The 16,985-nt window shown below is 60.3% G+C and carries 12 protein-coding genes; 8 read left to right on the top strand and 4 right to left on the bottom strand.

Translation table 11 applies throughout. From position 1 onward, the window contains the following. Window positions 1-155: 155 nt before the first annotated feature. Entirely contained in the window at window positions 156-974 is an 819-nt protein-coding gene (gene tcdA, locus ASE98_RS13160; RefSeq protein ID WP_060541799.1) for a tRNA cyclic N6-threonylcarbamoyladenosine(37) synthase TcdA, read from the bottom strand. A gap of 272 nt (window positions 975-1,246) precedes the next feature. Between tcdA and ASE98_RS13165 the strand changes: the two genes are divergently transcribed. From ASE98_RS13165 to ASE98_RS13180, 4 genes are all read left to right on the top strand, one after another. Further along, window positions 1,247-3,838: a glycosyltransferase gene (locus ASE98_RS13165; RefSeq protein ID WP_060541800.1), complete on the top strand. Its 2,592-nt coding sequence runs from the start codon at window positions 1,247-1,249 to the stop codon at window positions 3,836-3,838. Between the two features lie 239 nt (window positions 3,839-4,077). Beyond that, window positions 4,078-5,229: a succinyl-diaminopimelate desuccinylase gene (gene dapE / locus ASE98_RS13170; RefSeq protein WP_060541801.1), complete on the top strand. Its 1,152-nt coding sequence runs from the start codon at window positions 4,078-4,080 to the stop codon at window positions 5,227-5,229. After that, a complete protein-coding gene (locus tag ASE98_RS13175; protein WP_060541802.1) occupies window positions 5,229-6,041 on the top strand; it encodes a putative RNA methyltransferase in 813 nt (270 codons plus the stop codon). The genes dapE and ASE98_RS13175 overlap by 1 nt, the downstream gene beginning before the upstream one ends. 74 nt (window positions 6,042-6,115) lie before the next feature. Then, the gene (locus ASE98_RS13180) at window positions 6,116-6,493 is read left to right on the top strand and encodes a hypothetical protein (protein WP_060541803.1); all 378 of its coding nucleotides are present in this window, start codon (window positions 6,116-6,118) and stop codon (window positions 6,491-6,493) included. Between the two features lie 140 nt (window positions 6,494-6,633). On the opposite strand, the gene ASE98_RS13185 is transcribed toward ASE98_RS13180, so the two are convergent. Next, window positions 6,634-6,843, bottom strand: a complete 210-nt coding sequence (locus tag ASE98_RS13185) for a cold-shock protein (RefSeq protein WP_010462862.1) — start codon at window positions 6,841-6,843, stop codon at window positions 6,634-6,636. Between the two features lie 166 nt (window positions 6,844-7,009). Between ASE98_RS13185 and plsB the strand changes: the two genes are divergently transcribed. The 3 genes from plsB (at window position 7,010) to ASE98_RS13200 (ending at window position 10,944) form a co-directional block, all read left to right on the top strand. Then, complete coding sequence (gene plsB / locus ASE98_RS13190; RefSeq protein ID WP_060541804.1) at window positions 7,010-9,502, top strand: glycerol-3-phosphate 1-O-acyltransferase PlsB; 2,493 nt, start codon at window positions 7,010-7,012, stop codon at window positions 9,500-9,502. Between the two features lie 153 nt (window positions 9,503-9,655). After that, window positions 9,656-10,006 (top strand): YbaY family lipoprotein, encoded by a 351-nt coding sequence (locus ASE98_RS13195; RefSeq protein WP_060541805.1) that lies wholly within the window; start codon window positions 9,656-9,658, stop codon window positions 10,004-10,006. A 248-nt stretch (window positions 10,007-10,254) separates the two neighbouring features. Next, window positions 10,255-10,944: a DUF4197 domain-containing protein gene (locus ASE98_RS13200; protein ID WP_060541806.1), complete on the top strand. Its 690-nt coding sequence runs from the start codon at window positions 10,255-10,257 to the stop codon at window positions 10,942-10,944. A gap of 1,049 nt (window positions 10,945-11,993) precedes the next feature. Here the strand turns inward: ASE98_RS13200 and ASE98_RS13205 are convergent. Then, window positions 11,994-15,059, bottom strand: a complete 3,066-nt coding sequence (locus tag ASE98_RS13205) for an efflux RND transporter permease subunit (RefSeq protein WP_060541807.1) — start codon at window positions 15,057-15,059, stop codon at window positions 11,994-11,996. A gap of 5 nt (window positions 15,060-15,064) precedes the next feature. Further along, window positions 15,065-16,165, bottom strand: coding sequence for an efflux RND transporter periplasmic adaptor subunit (locus tag ASE98_RS13210; RefSeq protein WP_060541808.1), 1,101 nt, complete (start codon window positions 16,163-16,165; stop codon window positions 15,065-15,067). Between the two features lie 93 nt (window positions 16,166-16,258). Between ASE98_RS13210 and ASE98_RS13215 the strand changes: the two genes are divergently transcribed. Continuing rightward, complete coding sequence (locus tag ASE98_RS13215; RefSeq protein ID WP_060541809.1) at window positions 16,259-16,897, top strand: TetR/AcrR family transcriptional regulator; 639 nt, start codon at window positions 16,259-16,261, stop codon at window positions 16,895-16,897. Window positions 16,898-16,985: the final 88 nt, after the last annotated feature.

The raw sequence follows: 16,985 nt of genomic DNA on the forward strand, positions 1-16,985 counted from the left end.
AAGCTTGCTCGGGTGGTATTCGCCTTGCTGAAAGGACAAAGCGAATATCAGCCAAAAGTCAGTTGAGGGCTTCCCCTCAACCATAGAATCTCCCACATTGGAATGCATTCCCCTGTGGGCGAGCCTGCTCGCGATGAGGCCATCAGCCCAACCAGCTAAACTTGAGACTTTATCCGCTCCGACGGGCGCCGCCCCCCCGCAACGATCTTATCCACCGCCTTGGTCGCCGCGACCATGCCGAAGGTCGCAGTCACCATCATCACCGCACCAAAGCCGCCGGCGCAGTCGAGCTTGACGCCGTCGCCGACAAAACTCTTCTGCAGGCAAATGCTGCCATCAGGTTTCGGATAGCGCAGTTGCTCGGTGGAAAACACACACGGCACGCTGTAATGGCGGGTTACGGTGCGTGAAAAGCCGTAGTCGCGGCGCAAAGTGGAACGCACTTTGGAGGCCAGCGGATCATTGAAGGTGCGGTTCAAATCGCAGACCTGAATCAAGGTCGGGTCGATCTGCCCACCCGCGCCGCCGGTGGTGATGATCTGGATCTTGCGGCGTTTGCACCAGGCGATCAGCGCCGCCTTGGCGTTGACGCTGTCAATGCAGTCGATCACGCAATCGATGTTCGGCGTGATGTACTCAGCCATGGTCTCACGGGTGACAAAATCCGCCACCGCATGCACCGTGCAATCCGGGTTGATGCCGCGCAGGCGCTCGGCCATCACCTCGACCTTGGGTTTGCCGACCGTGCTGTCCAGCGCGTGCAACTGGCGGTTGGCGTTACTGACGCAAACATCGTCGAGATCAAACAGCGAAATCTCGCCCACGCCGCAACGGGCCATGGCTTCTGCCGCCCAGGAACCCACACCGCCCACGCCGACTATCGCCACATGGGCCGCGCGCAGACGCTCCAGGCCTTCGATGCCATACAAACGGGCAATGCCAGCAAACCGCGGATCTTCTGTACTCATGACCATTACCCCAAAAACCGGCGCGCATTATAGGGCCGTCCGCGGCCAAGAGCATCTTTTGGGCTATGAACGGGCGCGTCATTGCTTTTGATAAGACTACATCGAACGAAGAATTGAACTACATGCTCTAAGGAAAGAACTTAAGTCGACTTGGAGTGCCCAACGTCCGGCATTTCCCTGTGCGATGTAAGTTCAGTGAGCTGCCGGTGTAGGAAGCGCGCCCTTGTGCGGCCGCCGACCGTTCTTTTGTTCCACATTCCTTGGAACCCGAAATAGCTATGTCATCGCGTAAATTTGGACTCAACCTGGTCGTGGTGCTCGCCATCGCCGCCTTGTTTACCGGCTTCTGGGCGTTGATCAATCGCCCGGTCACCGCACCCAACTGGCCTGAACAGATCTCCGGTTTTTCATACTCGCCGTTCCAGCAAGGCCAGTTCCCTCAGAAGGAGCAGTATCCGACCGACGATCAGATGCGCCGCGACCTGGAGATCATGAGCAAGTTGACGGACAACATCCGCACTTACTCGGTCGACGGCACGCTGGAAAACATTCCGAAACTAGCGGAAGAGTTCGGCCTGCGGGTGACGCTGGGGATCTGGATCAGCCCGGACCAGGAACGCAATGAACGCGAGATCAACCGTGCCATCGAAATCGCCAATTCCTCGCGCAGCGTGGTTCGTGTGGTGGTCGGCAACGAAGCGATCTTCCGCAAGGAAATCAGCGCCGCCGAGTTGGGCATGATCCTTGATCGCGTCCGCGCTGCCGTGAAGGTACCGGTCACCACCTCCGAGCAGTGGCACGTCTGGGAAGAACACCCGGAACTGGCCAGGCACGTCGACCTGATCGCCGCGCACGTCCTGCCTTATTGGGAGTTCATCCCGATGGACAAGGCCGGGCAGTTCGTTCTCGACCGCGCTCGCGACCTGAAAAAGATGTTCCCGAAAAAGCCGCTGCTGCTGTCCGAAGTGGGCTGGCCGAGCAACGGCCGCATGCGCGGTGGCGCCGACGCGTCGCCGGCAGACCAGGCCATCTACCTGCGCACCCTGGTGAACAAACTCAACCGTCAGGGCTTCAACTACTTCGTGATCGAAGCGTTTGACCAGCCGTGGAAAGCCAGTGACGAAGGCTCCGTTGGCGCCTACTGGGGCGTGTTCAACGCCGCACGCCAGCAGAAGTTCAACTTCGAAGGCCCGGTAGTGGCGATTCCGCAATGGCGCGTGCTGGCCATCGGCTCCGTCGTGCTGGCCCTGTTGTCCCTGACCTTGCTGATGATCGACGGCTCGGCCCTGCGCCAACGCGGCCGCACTTTCCTGACCTTTATCGCGTTCCTCTGCGGTTCAGTGCTGGTCTGGATCGGTTATGACTACAGCCTGCAATACAGCACCTGGTTCAGCCTGACCGTGGGGTTCCTGCTCGCCCTTGGTGCGCTCGGGGTGTTCATCGTGTTGCTGACCGAAGCCCATGAACTGGCTGAAGCGGTGTGGGTGCACAAGCGCCGGCGCGAGTTCCTGCCGGTGGAAGGCGACTCCAGCTACCGTCCGAAAGTGTCGATTCACGTGCCCTGCTACAACGAGCCGCCTGAGATGGTCAAACAGACCCTCAACGCCCTGGCCAACCTCGACTATCCGGACTTCGAAGTCCTGATCATCGATAACAACACCAAGGACCCGGCGGTCTGGGAGCCGGTGCGCGACTACTGCGCCACCCTCGGCCCGCGCTTCAAGTTCTTCCACGTCGCCCCACTGGCCGGCTTCAAGGGCGGCGCGCTGAACTACCTGCTTCCGCACACCGCCAAGGACGCCGAAGTGATTGCCGTGATCGACTCGGATTACTGCGTCGACCGCAACTGGCTCAAGCACATGGTGCCGCACTTCGCCGATCCGAAAATTGCCGTGGTGCAGTCGCCGCAGGACTATCGCGACCAGAACGAAAGCACCTTCAAGAAGCTCTGCTATGCCGAATACAAGGGCTTCTTCCATATCGGCATGGTCACCCGCAACGACCGTGACGCGATCATCCAGCACGGCACCATGACCATGACCCGGCGCTCGGTGCTCGAAGAGCTGGGCTGGGCCGACTGGTGCATCTGCGAGGATGCCGAACTGGGCCTGCGCGTGTTCGAGAAAGGCCTGTCGGCGGCGTATTACCACACCAGCTACGGCAAAGGCTTGATGCCCGACACCTTTATCGACTTCAAGAAACAGCGCTTCCGCTGGGCCTACGGGGCGATTCAGATCATCAAGCGCCACACCGCCAGCCTGCTGCGCGGCAAGGACACCGAGCTGACCCGCGGCCAGCGCTACCACTTCCTCGCGGGCTGGTTGCCGTGGGTCGCCGATGGCATGAACATCTTCTTCACCGTCGGTGCCCTGTTGTGGTCGGCAGCGATGATCATCGTGCCGCAGCGGGTGGATCCGCCGCTGCTGATTTTCGCCATCCCGCCATTGGCACTGTTCGTGTTCAAGGTGGCCAAGATCATTTTCCTCTACCGTCGAGCGGTCGGGGTCAATCTCAAGGATGCCTTCTGCGCGGCGCTGGCCGGGCTGGCCTTGTCCCATACCATTGCCAAAGCGGTGTTGTACGGCTTCTTCACCAGCAGCATTCCGTTCTTCCGCACACCGAAGAATGCCGATAACCATGGCTTCTGGGTGGCGATTTCCGAGGCCCGGGAAGAGATGTTCATCATGCTGCTGCTGTGGGGCGCTGCACTGGGGATCTTCCTGGTCAACGGCCTGCCGAGCAACGACATGCGCTTCTGGGTCATCATGTTGCTGGTGCAGTCGCTGCCGTACGTGGCGGCGCTGATCATGGCGTTCCTGTCGTCGCTGCCAAAACCTTCTGTCGAGGCGCAAACCGCACCGGCGGTCTAAATCTCTGCGGATGCACTAAACGGCGGCCAATGGTCGCCGTTTTGCTTTAAGATAACCGCCATTTTGCGGGGCTTGGCGTGCCTCGGCTTGCCGATCGAAGCCAATACCTGTGGGAGCGGGCTTGCTCGCGAATGCGTTGTAACAGTCGAGGAGTATGTTGACTGATACACCGCATTCGCGAGCAAGCCCGCTCCCACACTAAAAGCCCAAGCCCATACCTCAAGTTTCCGGAGTTTTCCATGACGGCCCACGCCGACCTTTCGCCGACCCTCCAACTCGCCATCGACCTGATCCGCCGTCCATCCGTGACGCCGCTCGACGCCGATTGCCAGAAGCAGATGATGCAGCGCCTGGGCGATGCCGGCTTCACCCTGGAACCGATGCGCATCGAAGATGTGGATAACTTCTGGGCCACCCACGGCCAGGACGACGGTCCGGTGCTGTGCTTCGCCGGCCACACCGACGTGGTCCCGACCGGCCCGGTGGCGGCCTGGCAGATCGAACCGTTCAACGCACTGATCGACGAACACGGCATGCTCTGTGGCCGTGGCGCGGCTGACATGAAAGGCAGCCTCGCCGCCATGACCGTCGCCTCCGAGCGTTTTGTCACCGACTACCCGAATCACAAGGGCAAGGTCGCCTTCCTGATCACCAGCGACGAAGAAGGCCCGGCGCACCACGGCACCAAGGCAGTGGTTGAGCGCCTGGCCGCACGCAATGAGCGCCTGGACTGGTGCATCGTCGGCGAACCGTCGAGCACCACCCTGGTCGGTGACGTGGTCAAGAACGGTCGTCGCGGCTCCCTCGGCGCCAAGCTGACTGTACGCGGCATTCAGGGTCACGTGGCCTATCCGCATCTGGCGAAGAACCCGATCCACCTCGCAGCTCCGGCGTTGGCGGAACTCGCCGCCGAGCATTGGGACCACGGCAACGATTTCTTCCCGCCGACCAGCTTCCAGATCTCCAACGTCAATTCCGGCACCGGCGCGACCAACGTGATCCCCGGCGACCTGATCGCGGTGTTCAACTTCCGTTTCTCCACCGAGTCCACCGTCGAAGGCCTGCAAAAGCGCGTCGCCGACATCCTCGACAAGCACGGCCTGGACTGGCACATCGACTGGGCACTGTCCGGCCTGCCGTTCCTCACCGAGCCAGGCGCTCTGCTCGACGCGGTGTCGTCGAGCATCAAGGACATCACCGGTCGTGACACCAAGGCCTCCACCAGTGGCGGCACCTCCGACGGGCGCTTCATCGCGACCATGGGCACGCAAGTGGTCGAGCTGGGCCCGGTCAACGCGACGATTCACCAGGTCAATGAGCGGGTACTGGCGGCTGATCTCGATGTGTTGACCGAAATCTACTACCAGACCCTGATCAAGTTGCTCGCCTGATGCTCGCGTGTCCGATCTGCAGTGAACCGCTGAGCGCGGTGGATAACGGCGTGGCGTGTCCCGCCGGGCATCGGTTCGACCGCGCGCGCCAGGGCTACCTGAACCTGCTGCCGGTGCAGCACAAGAACAGCCGTGACCCTGGGGATAACCAGGCAATGGTCGAGGCTCGCCGTGACTTCCTCAACGCCGGCCATTACGCACCGGTGGCCAGGCGCCTGGCGGAGCTGGCTGCGGGTTACGCGCCACAGCGCTGGCTCGACATCGGTTGTGGCGAGGGTTACTACACCGCGCAGATCGCCGAGGCCTTGCCGAACGCCGACGGATACGCCCTGGACATTTCCCGGGAAGCGGTGAAGCGTGCCTGCAAACGCAACCCGGCAATTACCTGGTTGATCGCCAGCATGGCGCGGGTGCCGCTGGCATCGGCCAGCTGCCAGTTCCTGGCCAGTGTTTTCAGCCCGCTGGACTGGCAGGAGGCCAAACGCCTGCTCAGCCCCGGCGGCGGCCTGATGAAGGTCGGCCCGACCAGCGGCCACCTGATGGAATTGCGCGAGCGGCTGTACGACGAAGTACGCGAGTACATCGACGACAAGCATCTGGACCTGGTGCCGGACGGCATGCAGCTGCAACACAGCGAGATCCTGGAGTTCAAGCTGACGCTTGCCCATGGTCAGGATCGCGCCAACCTGCTGGCCATGACGCCCCACGGCTGGCGCGCCAGCGCCGAACGCCGGGCAGCGGTCATCGAGCAGGCTGAGCCGTTCGAGGTCACCGTGTCGATGCGCTACGATTATTTCGTTCTTCAACCCTAATATTGGCCTTGAGCATCAGCTTGAGCCCGGCTAAATCCGCGAATGGATTTTTCAGACACGCAGTGAGGACATCCATGCGCCAACCCGATATCGAGATTTACCTGAAAGACGCCGACGTCGACCACAAAGCCATCTCGGCTTGGCTCGGTGCGGCATTGGGCCCGTGCAGCGACTGGGTACAGAGAGGCCAGACCTACAAGTGCAAGGCTGGCAACGTGCCGGTGACCTGGCTACCCAAGGCCGTGGGCAAATGGAACAGCCTGTACCTTGAAAGCGACCAGACCCCGTGGGAAGACGACATCGCCTGCGCCCGCGCCGCGTTTGTCGCGCTGAACGTCGAAGTGCGCTGCGCACCGGGTAGCTGGGTCGAAGAAGAAGGTGAAGAAACAGCGGATCGCTGGATACGCATCAGCGCTGATGGTGAAGAAGAGATCACCTGGAAAACTGCTTAAAGCAGAGCGACACCGAGCTGGATGTGGGAGCGGGCTTGCTCGCGAATGCGGTGCGTCAGTAGAGATCAATGCTGACTGACGCACCGCATTCGCGAGCAAGCCCGCTCCCACAATGGTTTTGGGTGAGCTGATGAGTGGGTTTACAGCCCGACGACGTCTTCGGCCTGCAAACCCTTCTCGCCCGTCACCACGGCATATTCAACCTGCTGCCCTTCAGCCAGCGAGCGGTGCCCTTCGCCGCGAATTGCGCGGTAATGCACGAACACGTCCACCCCGTCCTCGCGCTGAATGAAGCCGTAGCCTTTGGCGTCGTTGAACCACTTCACGTTGCCTGTTTCGCGCGTTGCCATGAATCAGTACCCCCTTGTTTTTATTTTGAGCGTCGGAGTATATGACAGCCGTCAAAACTCTCAACTCAACTTTACTTAGCCGCTTTTTTGCCGATTTTCGGCGAATACGGCACACTATCGCCCACCCGAGCATTTGCTCGGTTTTATTCACTCACGCAGAAGCCGTATGACCCGTTCCCCGTTCCGCCGTCTTGTGTTTGGCACACTGCGCCGACTTTTGTACCTCTGGGTTCGCTCGGAGACGATCAATCAGTCGTCGTTCACCCTTAACCTCGACCGCAGTCGCCCGGTGCTCTACGTCCTGCAAAACCCTTCGCTGAGCGACCTCGCCGTGGTCGACAGCGAATGCACCAAGGCCGGCCTGCCGCGCCCGGTGCTGCCAGTCTCGGTGGGCGGCCTGGTGGAACCCGCGGCGTTCTTCTACCTGACCCCGGATCCCGACTGGCTCGGCCGCCAGGACAAGCGCGGTGCGCCGCCGACCCTGACCCGGCTGGTCAGCGCCTTGAGCCAGAACGCTGGCGAAGACGCGCAGATCATTCCCGTCAGCGTGTTCTGGGGCCAATCGCCGGACAGCGAGTCCAGCCCCTGGAAACTCTTGTTCGCCGACAGCTGGGCCGTCACTGGCCGCCTGCGCCGCTTGCTCAGCATCATCGTGCTGGGGCGCAAGACCCGCGTGCAGTTCTCCGCGCCGATCCACTTGCGTGAGTTGATCGATCACAACAAGGGGCACGAGCGAACCGTGCGCATGGCCCAGCGGATACTGCGGGTGCACTTTCGCAACCTCAAGGCCGCCGTCATCGGCCCGGATATTTCCCACCGGCGCAACCTGGTCAAGGGCTTGCTCAATCAGCCACTGGTCAAGCAGGCGATCCTCGACGAAGCAGAGCGCGAGAACATCTCCCCGGAAAAGGCCAAGGCCCAAGCGCTGCGCTATGGCAACGAGATCGCCTCGGACTACACCTACACCGCAATCCGCTTCATGGAAGTGGTGCTGAGCTGGTTCTGGAACAAGATCTACGACGGCATCAAGGTCAACAACATCGAAGGCGTGCAAAAGGTCGCACCGGGTTACGAAGTGATCTACGTACCCTGCCATCGCAGCCACATCGACTACCTGCTGCTGTCCTATCTGCTGTTCCGCAATGGCCTGACCCCACCGCACATCGCCGCCGGGATCAACCTCAACATGCCGGGCATCGGCGGCCTGCTGCGTCGTGGCGGTGCGTTCTTCATGCGCCGTACCTTCAAGGGCAACCCGCTGTACACCTCGGTATTCAACGAATACCTGCACACCCTGTTTACCAAAGGCTTCCCGGTGGAGTACTTCGTCGAAGGCGGCCGTTCGCGCACAGGGCGCATGCTGCAACCGAAGACCGGGATGCTGGCGATCACCCTGCGCAGTTTCCTGCGCTCCTCGCGTATGCCGATCGTCTTCGTACCGGTGTACATCGGCTACGAACGCGTGCTGGAAGGCCGGACCTATCTTGGCGAACTGCGTGGCGCCACCAAGAAGAAAGAGTCGATTTTCGACATCTTCAAAGTCATCGGCGCGCTCAAGCAGCGTTTCGGCCAGGTAGCGGTGAACTTCGGTGAGCCGATCAAACTCGCGGAATTTCTCGACAGCGAACAGCCGGACTGGCGCAAACAGGAGCTCGGTCCGCAATTCAGACCGGCCTGGCTCAACGAAACCACCAACCGCCTCGGCGAAAAGGTCGCGCAGCACTTGAATGAAGCGGCGGCGATCAACCCGGTCAACCTGGTGGCGTTGGCGCTGCTCTCCACCTCGCGCCTGGCCCTCGACGATCGGGCCATGGCGCGGGTACTCGACCTGTATCTGGCGCTGTTGCGCAAAGTCCCTTATTCACCGCACACCACCCTGCCCGCAGGTGATGGTCGTGCGTTGATCGAGCACGTGAAGGACATGGACCTGTTGTCCGAGCAGAGCGATGCCCTGGGCAAGATTCTGTATCTGGACGAGCAGAACGCTGTCCTGATGACCTACTACCGTAACAACGTCCTGCATATCTTCGCGTTGCCGGCGTTGCTGGCGAGCTTCTTCCAGAGTGCGTCGCGCATGAACCGCGAACAGATCCTGCGCTACACCCGCGCGCTTTATCCGTACTTGCAGGCGGAGCTGTTCATTCGCTGGTCGCTGGACGAACTGGACGCGGTGATCGATCAATGGCTGCAAGCCTTCGTCGAGCAAGGCTTGCTGCGATTCGAAAACGATGTCTACCTGCGCCCGGCACCGAGCTCGCGGCATTTCGTGCTGCTGACCCTGCTGTCGAAAAGCATCGCCCAGACTCTGCAGCGTTTCTACATGACCGTCTCTTTGCTGCTCAACAGTGGCCAGCACAGCATCAGCGCCGAAGAACTGGAAGACCTGTGCACGGTCATGGCCCAGCGCCTGTCGATCCTGCATGGCCTGAACGCCCCGGAATTCTTCGACAAGAGCCTGTTCCGCCACTTCATCCAGACCCTGCTCGATCTCGAGGTGCTCAAGCGCGACGAAGCCGGCAAGCTGGGCTACCACGAACTGCTCGGCGAACTGGCCGAAGGCGCGGCCAAGCGAGTGTTGCCGGCGGAGATTCGTTTGTCGATCCGTCAGGTGGCGTTGCATCGCAGTGAAGATGCAGCGGAGTTACTGACGCCGCTCTGACCCATCGAGTATTTGGCAGAAACAAGGATTTTTCTGCCCTATAAGACGCCCCGTTCGACTCGGTTTGCAGGAATCGCCCTACATAAAAGTCGCGGTATCGACTTTATGGTTAGCGCTCGTCAATACCGACGGTCAATTGAAAAGGAAATCAAAATGAGCGGCGAAAAAGAAATTACCGGTAGCGTAATTTATCTCGAAAAGGTTGGCCTTCTATCGGGTTCGACCCTCCAGGTCAGCCTGGTGGATGTCACTCAGCCAAGTGACCTGAAAACACTGGCTACAGAGGTCTATACCGATCTGAACCAGGATTTCATGGAATACGCACTGACTTTCGACATGGCAAAACTGCAGTACGGGCGTACCTACGCCATCAGTGCAAGCATCTTCTATGAAGATGAGAGGGTGTTCACCTCCACGAACCATCCCGCACTGGATTTGAGCGAGGAGACGTTGTGGGTTAAAGATGTGGTGGTGAAAATCGTCAGTGTTTCGCCAGACGCATAACCGGCAGTTTTTCTTGAGTTGCCGTTGGCGCCGACTGTGCTCGAGCGCCAACGACTAAGTGTTACCTGGAACATTGCGCAACAAATCCGTTAAATTGTCATAGGCGCCAGTGAACTTCCGGCGCCAACGACACGGATTCGCTTCATGAAAGAACATGCTCTGCCAAGGCGAATCGCAACAATCAGCAACCCGTTGATAATTCCCGACGAAGCCGTCCGCTGATGCCCTCTTTCAAACAAGGAAGCCTAATGTTCCGCCCTACCCTTCGCTTTGCCGGTCTGTGCGCCGGCGTGATGATCTGCGCCAACGCCCTGGCCCTTTCCCTCTCCGACCTGTCGCAAAAAGACGCCACCGGTGGTCTCAAGGATGCCTTGACCCAGGGTGCACAATTAGCCGTGAAACAACTCGGCACCCCAGGCGGTTTCAGCAACAACCCGGACGTCAAAATCGAACTGCCAGGCAAGCTCGGCAAAGTCGCGAACAAGATGAAACAGTTCGGCATGGGTGCTCAGGTCGACCAGCTGGAATCGAGCATGAACAAAGCAGCTGAAACCGCTGTGACCCAGGCCCAGCCGATTCTTGTGGATGCCGTGAAGAAAATGACCGTGGAAGACGCCAAGGGCATCCTCAGCGGCGGCAACGATTCGGCCACTCAGTACCTGAACAAAACCAGCCGCGAACAGATTCGCGTCAAGTTCCTGCCCATCGTCAAGCAAGCCACCGATCAAGTGGGCCTGGCCCAGCAATACAACGCCTTCGCCGGCCAGGCCGCGACCATGGGTGTGATCGATGCGAAGAGCGCCAACGTCGAAAACTATGTGACTGAGCAGGCGCTCAATGGCTTGTTCGAAATGATCGGCAAACAGGAAGAAACCATTCGCCAGAACCCGGCTGCGGCTGCGACAGGTTTGGCCAAAAAAGTATTCGGCACTCTGTAACGATCACCTGCCATATCCCTTCCGCGTACGGCGCATTCCGTATAGATCTGCCGAAGGCTGCAGTCTTCTGATCTCGCTCTTAAATCAAGATCAAAAGATCGCAGCCTCCGGCGCCTCCTACAGGGATCGAGTGCATCTGAAAGCGACTGGTTGGCTTGCAGGCCGCCATCGCTGGCAGCCCAGCTCCCACAATTAGTCCCCGGTGCATCTAGGAGAGATTGGTCGGCTCGTAGACCGCCATCGCTGGCAGGCCAGCTGCCACAATTAGTCCCCGGTGTATCTGAGAGAGATTGGTCGGCTCGTAGACCGCCATCGCTGGCAAGCCAGCTCCTACAATTTGGGTCCCGGTGCATCTGAGACAGATTGGTCGGCTAGTAGGCCGCCATCGCCGGCAGGCCAGCTCCCACAATTAGACCCTGGTGCATCTGAGAGAGATTGGTCGGCTCGTAGACCGCCATCGCTGGCAAGTCAACTCCTACAATATGGATCCCGGTGCATCTGAGAGAGATTGGTCGGCTCGTAGGCCGCCATCGCCGGCAAGCCAGCTCTACAATTTGGATCCCGGTGCATCTGAGAGAGACTGGTCGGCTCGTAGACCGCCATCGCTGGCAGGCCAGCTCCCACAATTAGTCCCCGGTGCATCTGAGAGAGATTGGTCGGCTCGTAGGCCGCCATCGCTCTTCACCACTCAACAGGCCGAGCGTTAGCTCGCCTGCAGCTTTTGATCTTGATCCACCCGCCCCTTCGGGAGGCTGAGTGGAGGTGTTTATCCGGGGGGTAGGCGCGTAGCGCCGTTCGACGAAGTCGAACACATCGAGAGGAGGTCGAAGCGAAGCCGACCGGAGGCGATGCCCCCGGATGAATACCGGAACGAAGGAACGCCGAGCCTAAGCGAGGGGCCGGACGCTGGGGCAAGCCTTTTTGGGTACTTTTTTGGCGTTTGAAAAAAGTGCCTCGCCGTAAGGGCGAAACCATAAGCCGCCATTACCGCAGCAACGGATATGTACTCAATCCCCCCAAGAACCTGGTCGGCCCAAAGGCCGCCAAGGTCAAACAGATTCTTTGCGAACACGAAACCAGGCCGCATAAAGCGCAGGCAAGAACAACAGCGTCAAAGCCGTAGCAACAATCAACCCCCCCATGATCGCCACCGCCATCGGCCCGAAAAACAAACTGCGCGACAGCGGAATCATCGCCAGCACCGCCGCCAGCGCCGTCAACACAATCGGCCGGAACCGCCGCACCGTCGCCTCGATAATCGCCTCCCAAGGCTTATACCCGGCAGCGATATCCTGCTCGATCTGATCCACCAGAATCACCGAGTTACGCATGATCATCCCGGACAAAGCGATAGTCCCCAGCATCGCGACAAATCCGAACGGCTGGCGGAACACCAGCAGAAACAGCGTCACCCCGATCAACCCCAACGGCGCCGTCAGAAACACCATCGCCGTGCGTGAGAAACTGCGCAGCTGCAGCATCAGCAACGTCAACACCACCACGATGAACAGCGGCACACCGGCCTTCACCGAGTTCTGTCCGCGTGCCGAATCCTCCACGGTGCCGCCAACATCCAGCAAATACCCATCCGGCAGTTCGGCGCGGATCGGGTCGAGGGTCGGCATGATCTGCTTCACCAGGGTCGCCGGTTGTTCCTTGTCGTAGATGTCGGCGCGAACCGTCACGTTAGGCAGGCGATTGCGGTGCCAGATCACGCCTTCTTCGAAGCCGTATTCCAGGGTCGCGACCTGCGACAATGCCACGCTGCGACCGTTGTCGGTCGGTACCGCCAGGCTTGGCAGCAGCGACAGCTCAGTGCGTTCATGCAAGGTGCCGCGCAACAGGATCTCGATCAACTCGTTGTCTTCGCGATACTGGCTGACGCTGGAGCCGGTCAGGGAGCTTTGCAAAAACTTCGACAGGTTCGCCGTACTGACGCCCAGTGCCCTCGCGCGGTCCTGATCGACGTTCAGGTACACCACCTTGCTCGGTTCTTCCCAATCAAGGTGGACGTTGACCACATGGGGATTCTCGCGAACCTTGGCCGCGACTTTGCGCGCCAGTGCACGGACTTCCTCAATGTGCTCACCGGTCACCCGGAACTGCACCGGATAGCCGACCGGCGGACCGTTCTCCAGACGCGTAACCCGCGCGCGCAGGGCTGGAAACTGCTCGTTGAGGGTGGCGATCAACCAGTTGCGCAGGGTTTCGCGCTCCTCGATGTTTTTCGCCAGGACGACGAACTGGGCAAAACTCGCCGCCGGCAGTTGCTGATCGAGGGGCAGGTAGAAACGTGGCGAACCGGTGCCGACATAAGCCACATAGTTGTCGATCCCGGCATGATCCTTGAGCAACGCTTCGAGGCGCTTGACCTCATCGGCGGTGTTGCTCAGCGAAGCGCCTTCGGCCAGTTTCAGGTCGACCATCAATTCCAGGCGGCCCGATGCCGGGAAGAACTGCTGCGGCACAAAGCGGAACAGCACGATCGAGCCAATGAACAACAGCACGGTCAGCACGATAACGGTTTTGCGCCAGCGCACACACCACTCCACCAGTCGCCGCACGCGCTGATAGAAAGGTGTGCCGTAGGGGTCGGGTTGGCCTGCACCATGCTTGGCCGCATGAATTTTCGCCAGGTCCGGCAGGAGCTTTTCCCCAAGGTAAGGCACGAAGAGTACCGCAGCCACCCATGACGCCAGCAGCGCGATGGTGACCACCTCAAAGATCGACCGGGTGTATTCGCCGGTGCTCGATTGCGCGGTGGCAATCGGCAGGAAGCCGGCTGCGGTGATCAGCGTCCCGGTGAGCATCGGGAACGCGGTGCTGGTCCAGGCGTAGCTGGCAGCCTTGATGCGGTCGAAGCCCTGCTCCATTTTGATCGCCATCATTTCCACGGCGATGATCGCGTCGTCCACCAGCAAACCCAGCGCCAGCACCAAGGCGCCGAGGGAGATCTTGTGCAGGCCTATCCCTAAGTAATACATGCAGGCGAAAGTCATCGCCAATACCAGCGGGATCGTCAGCGCCACGACCATGCCGGTGCGCATGCCGAGGGAAAAGAAACTCACCAGCAGCACGATGGCCAGGGCTTCGACCAGCACCTGGACGAACTCGCCGACCCCGGTTTTCACCGCCGCTGGCTGGTCGGAGACCTTGCGCAGCTGCATGCCGGCCGGCAGGTTTTTCTGGATGCGGGCAAACTCGACTTCCAGGGCCTTGCCGAGCACCAGAATATCGCCGCCGCCCTTCATGGCGACGGCCAGGCCGATAGCGTCTTCCCCCATAAAGCGCATGCGCGGCGCCGGAGGATCGTTGAAACCGCGCCGCACATTGGCCACATCGGAAATGCGGAAAGTGCGATCGCCTACGCGAATCGGGAAATTCCGGATCTCGTCGACCGTCTGGAAGTTCCCCGTGACCCGTAGCTGCAATCGCTCGCTGCTGGTTTCGAAAAAGCCCGCCGTGGATACCGCGTTCTGCTCTTCCAAAGCTTGTTGCACCGCCGCCAACGGCAAGCCGAGGGTGGCGAGCTTGACGTTGGAGAGCTCGATCCAGACTTTCTCGTCCTGCAACCCGAGCAGGTCGACCTTGCCCACGTCCTTGACCCGTTGCAGCTGGATCTGGATGCGGTCGGCGTAATCCTTGAGGACCGCGTAGTCAAAACCATCGCCCGTAAGGGCGTAGATGTTGCCGAAGGTGGTGCCGAATTCATCGTTGAAAAATGGCCCCTGGATGCCAGGCGGCAAGGTGTGACGAATGTCGTTGACCTTCTTGCGCACCTGATACCAGAGCTCGGGGATATCCACCGAATGCATGGCGTCGCGGGCGATGAAGGTCACCTGGGATTCGCCGGGGCGCGAGAACGACATGATGCGCTCGTAATCGCCGGTTTCCATCAGCTTCTTTTCGATGCGTTCGGTGACCTGGCGCGAGACTTCCTGCGCCGTCGCCCCCGGCCAGTTGGTGCGAACCACCATGGCCTTGAAGGTGAACGGCGGGTCTTCGCTCTGGCCGAGCTTGGTGTAGGAAAGCGCGCCAACAATGGCCAGCAACAGCATCAGGAACAGGACAATCTGACGATTACGCAGCGCCCAGGCGGAGAGATTGAAACCCATCGGGATTACTCCTTGTCCGCCAGATTGACCACGCGGTTGGAGCGATCTACCGGGCGCACCTGCTGCCCTTCGAGAAGCACATGGACACCGGCGGCCACTACCCAGTCGCTGGCTTTGAGCCCTTCGAGCACCGGTACGGTTTTTTCACCGAAGGCACCGATACGCACCGGGGTCTTCTTCAAGGTATTGTCGGCGCTGACGACCCAGACGTAGGACACGCCGTTTTCCGAGGTCAGTGCCGAAAGCGGCACCGACAGCACCATCACGTCGCTGCTCTGCACGAATACCCGGGCGCTCTGGCCCAGTTCGACGGGTACATTGCCGGCGGTGAAGGCGATGCGTGCGGCGAAGGTGCGGGACTTGGGATCGGCCGCTGGCGACAGCTCGCGGATACGTCCGGCGAAACGCTGATCGGGTTGGGTCCACAGTTCCACCGCGACCGGCTGGCCGACCTTGAAGCGGCCGAAGCTCTGCTCCGGCAGGCTGATCAACACCTCACGCTCGCCGTCGGTGGCGAGGGTAAATACCGTCTGCCCTGGCGCCACCACTTGCCCGACTTCCACCGCGCGCTTGGCCACCACACCATCCTGGGGAGCACGCAGCACCGCGTAACTGGCCTGGTTGGTCGAGACGTTGAATTCGGCTTTGATCTGTTTGAGGCGCGCTTCACCGGAGCGGTAAAGGTTTTCGTGATTGTCGTACTGCGAGCGGCTGACCAGCTGACGTTCCATCAGGGTTTTATAACGATCACGCTCGGCGCGCACCATGCTCAGGTTGGCCTCGGCGGCGGCGACCTGGGCGCGGGTGGCTTCCAGTTGCAGGCGCACATCCTGGGGATCGAGCTCGGCCAGGGGTTGATCGGCCTTGACCCGTTGCCCTTCGTCCACCAGTCGTCGGCTGACTTTACCGCCGATGCGAAACGCCAGGTCAGGCTCATAACGCGCACGAACTTCACCGGGATAGCTTTCCATTGCCTGCGCCGAAGGCTCTGGCCTAACCACCATGGCCGGCCGCACGCTGACCTGGGGCGCCTCTTCGTGACCGCACGCAGACAGAAAAAAAGCCAGGCAGACTGGCAACGCGAGGGGCAAGGCATAGCGGAACATGGTGAAGGACCTTTCGCTAATAGTGCTTGGAATAATTATACTGAGCAGTATGGTATTAATAGCAAACTCACCAGTCCAGTAATAAAAGCGAATATGCCCAACAAACTTTCAGCACCCAATGGCCCAGGCCGCCCCAAGGATCTGGCCAAGCGCCAGGCGATCCTCGATGCGGCCAAAACGCTGTTCGTGAGTAAGGGCTATGCCAGCACCAGCATGGATGCCGTCGCCGCCGAAGCGGGTGTGTCGAAGCTTACGGTCTACAGCCATTTCAACGACAAGGAGACGCTGTTCTCCGCCGCGGTGGTGGCCAAGTGCGAGGAGCAACTGCCGCCACTGTTCTTCGAATTGCCGCCAGGCGTCGCGGTTGAAACCGTGCTGTTGAACATCGCGCGCGGCTTTCATCAGCTGATCAATAGCGATGAATCGGTGAACCTGCACCGTCTGATGATGACCCTGGGCAGTCAGGACCCCAAACTCGCACAGATCTTCTTCGAGGCCGGCCCCCAGCGCATGGTGCTGGGCATGGAGCGCTTGCTGACCCGCATCGATCAGAGTGGCGCGTTGCGCATCGACAATCCGCACAATGCAGCCGAGCATTTCTTCTGCCTGCTCAAGGGCGCGGGGAATTTCCGTTTGCTGTATGGATGCGGCGAGCCACCGGAGGGTGACGCGGCCGAGAGCCATGTGCGGGAAGTGGTGGGGCTGTTTATGCGGGCCTATCGGCCGGATTGAGCCTGATAGACTCTGTTTGGCTGATCCGGCCCCTTCGCGAGCAAGCCCGCTCCCACAGGGGATTTGTGGTGATCCATAGAGCCAGTGT

The organism is Pseudomonas sp. Leaf48 (assembly GCF_001421885.1).
Classification (GTDB): domain Bacteria; phylum Pseudomonadota; class Gammaproteobacteria; order Pseudomonadales; family Pseudomonadaceae; genus Aquipseudomonas.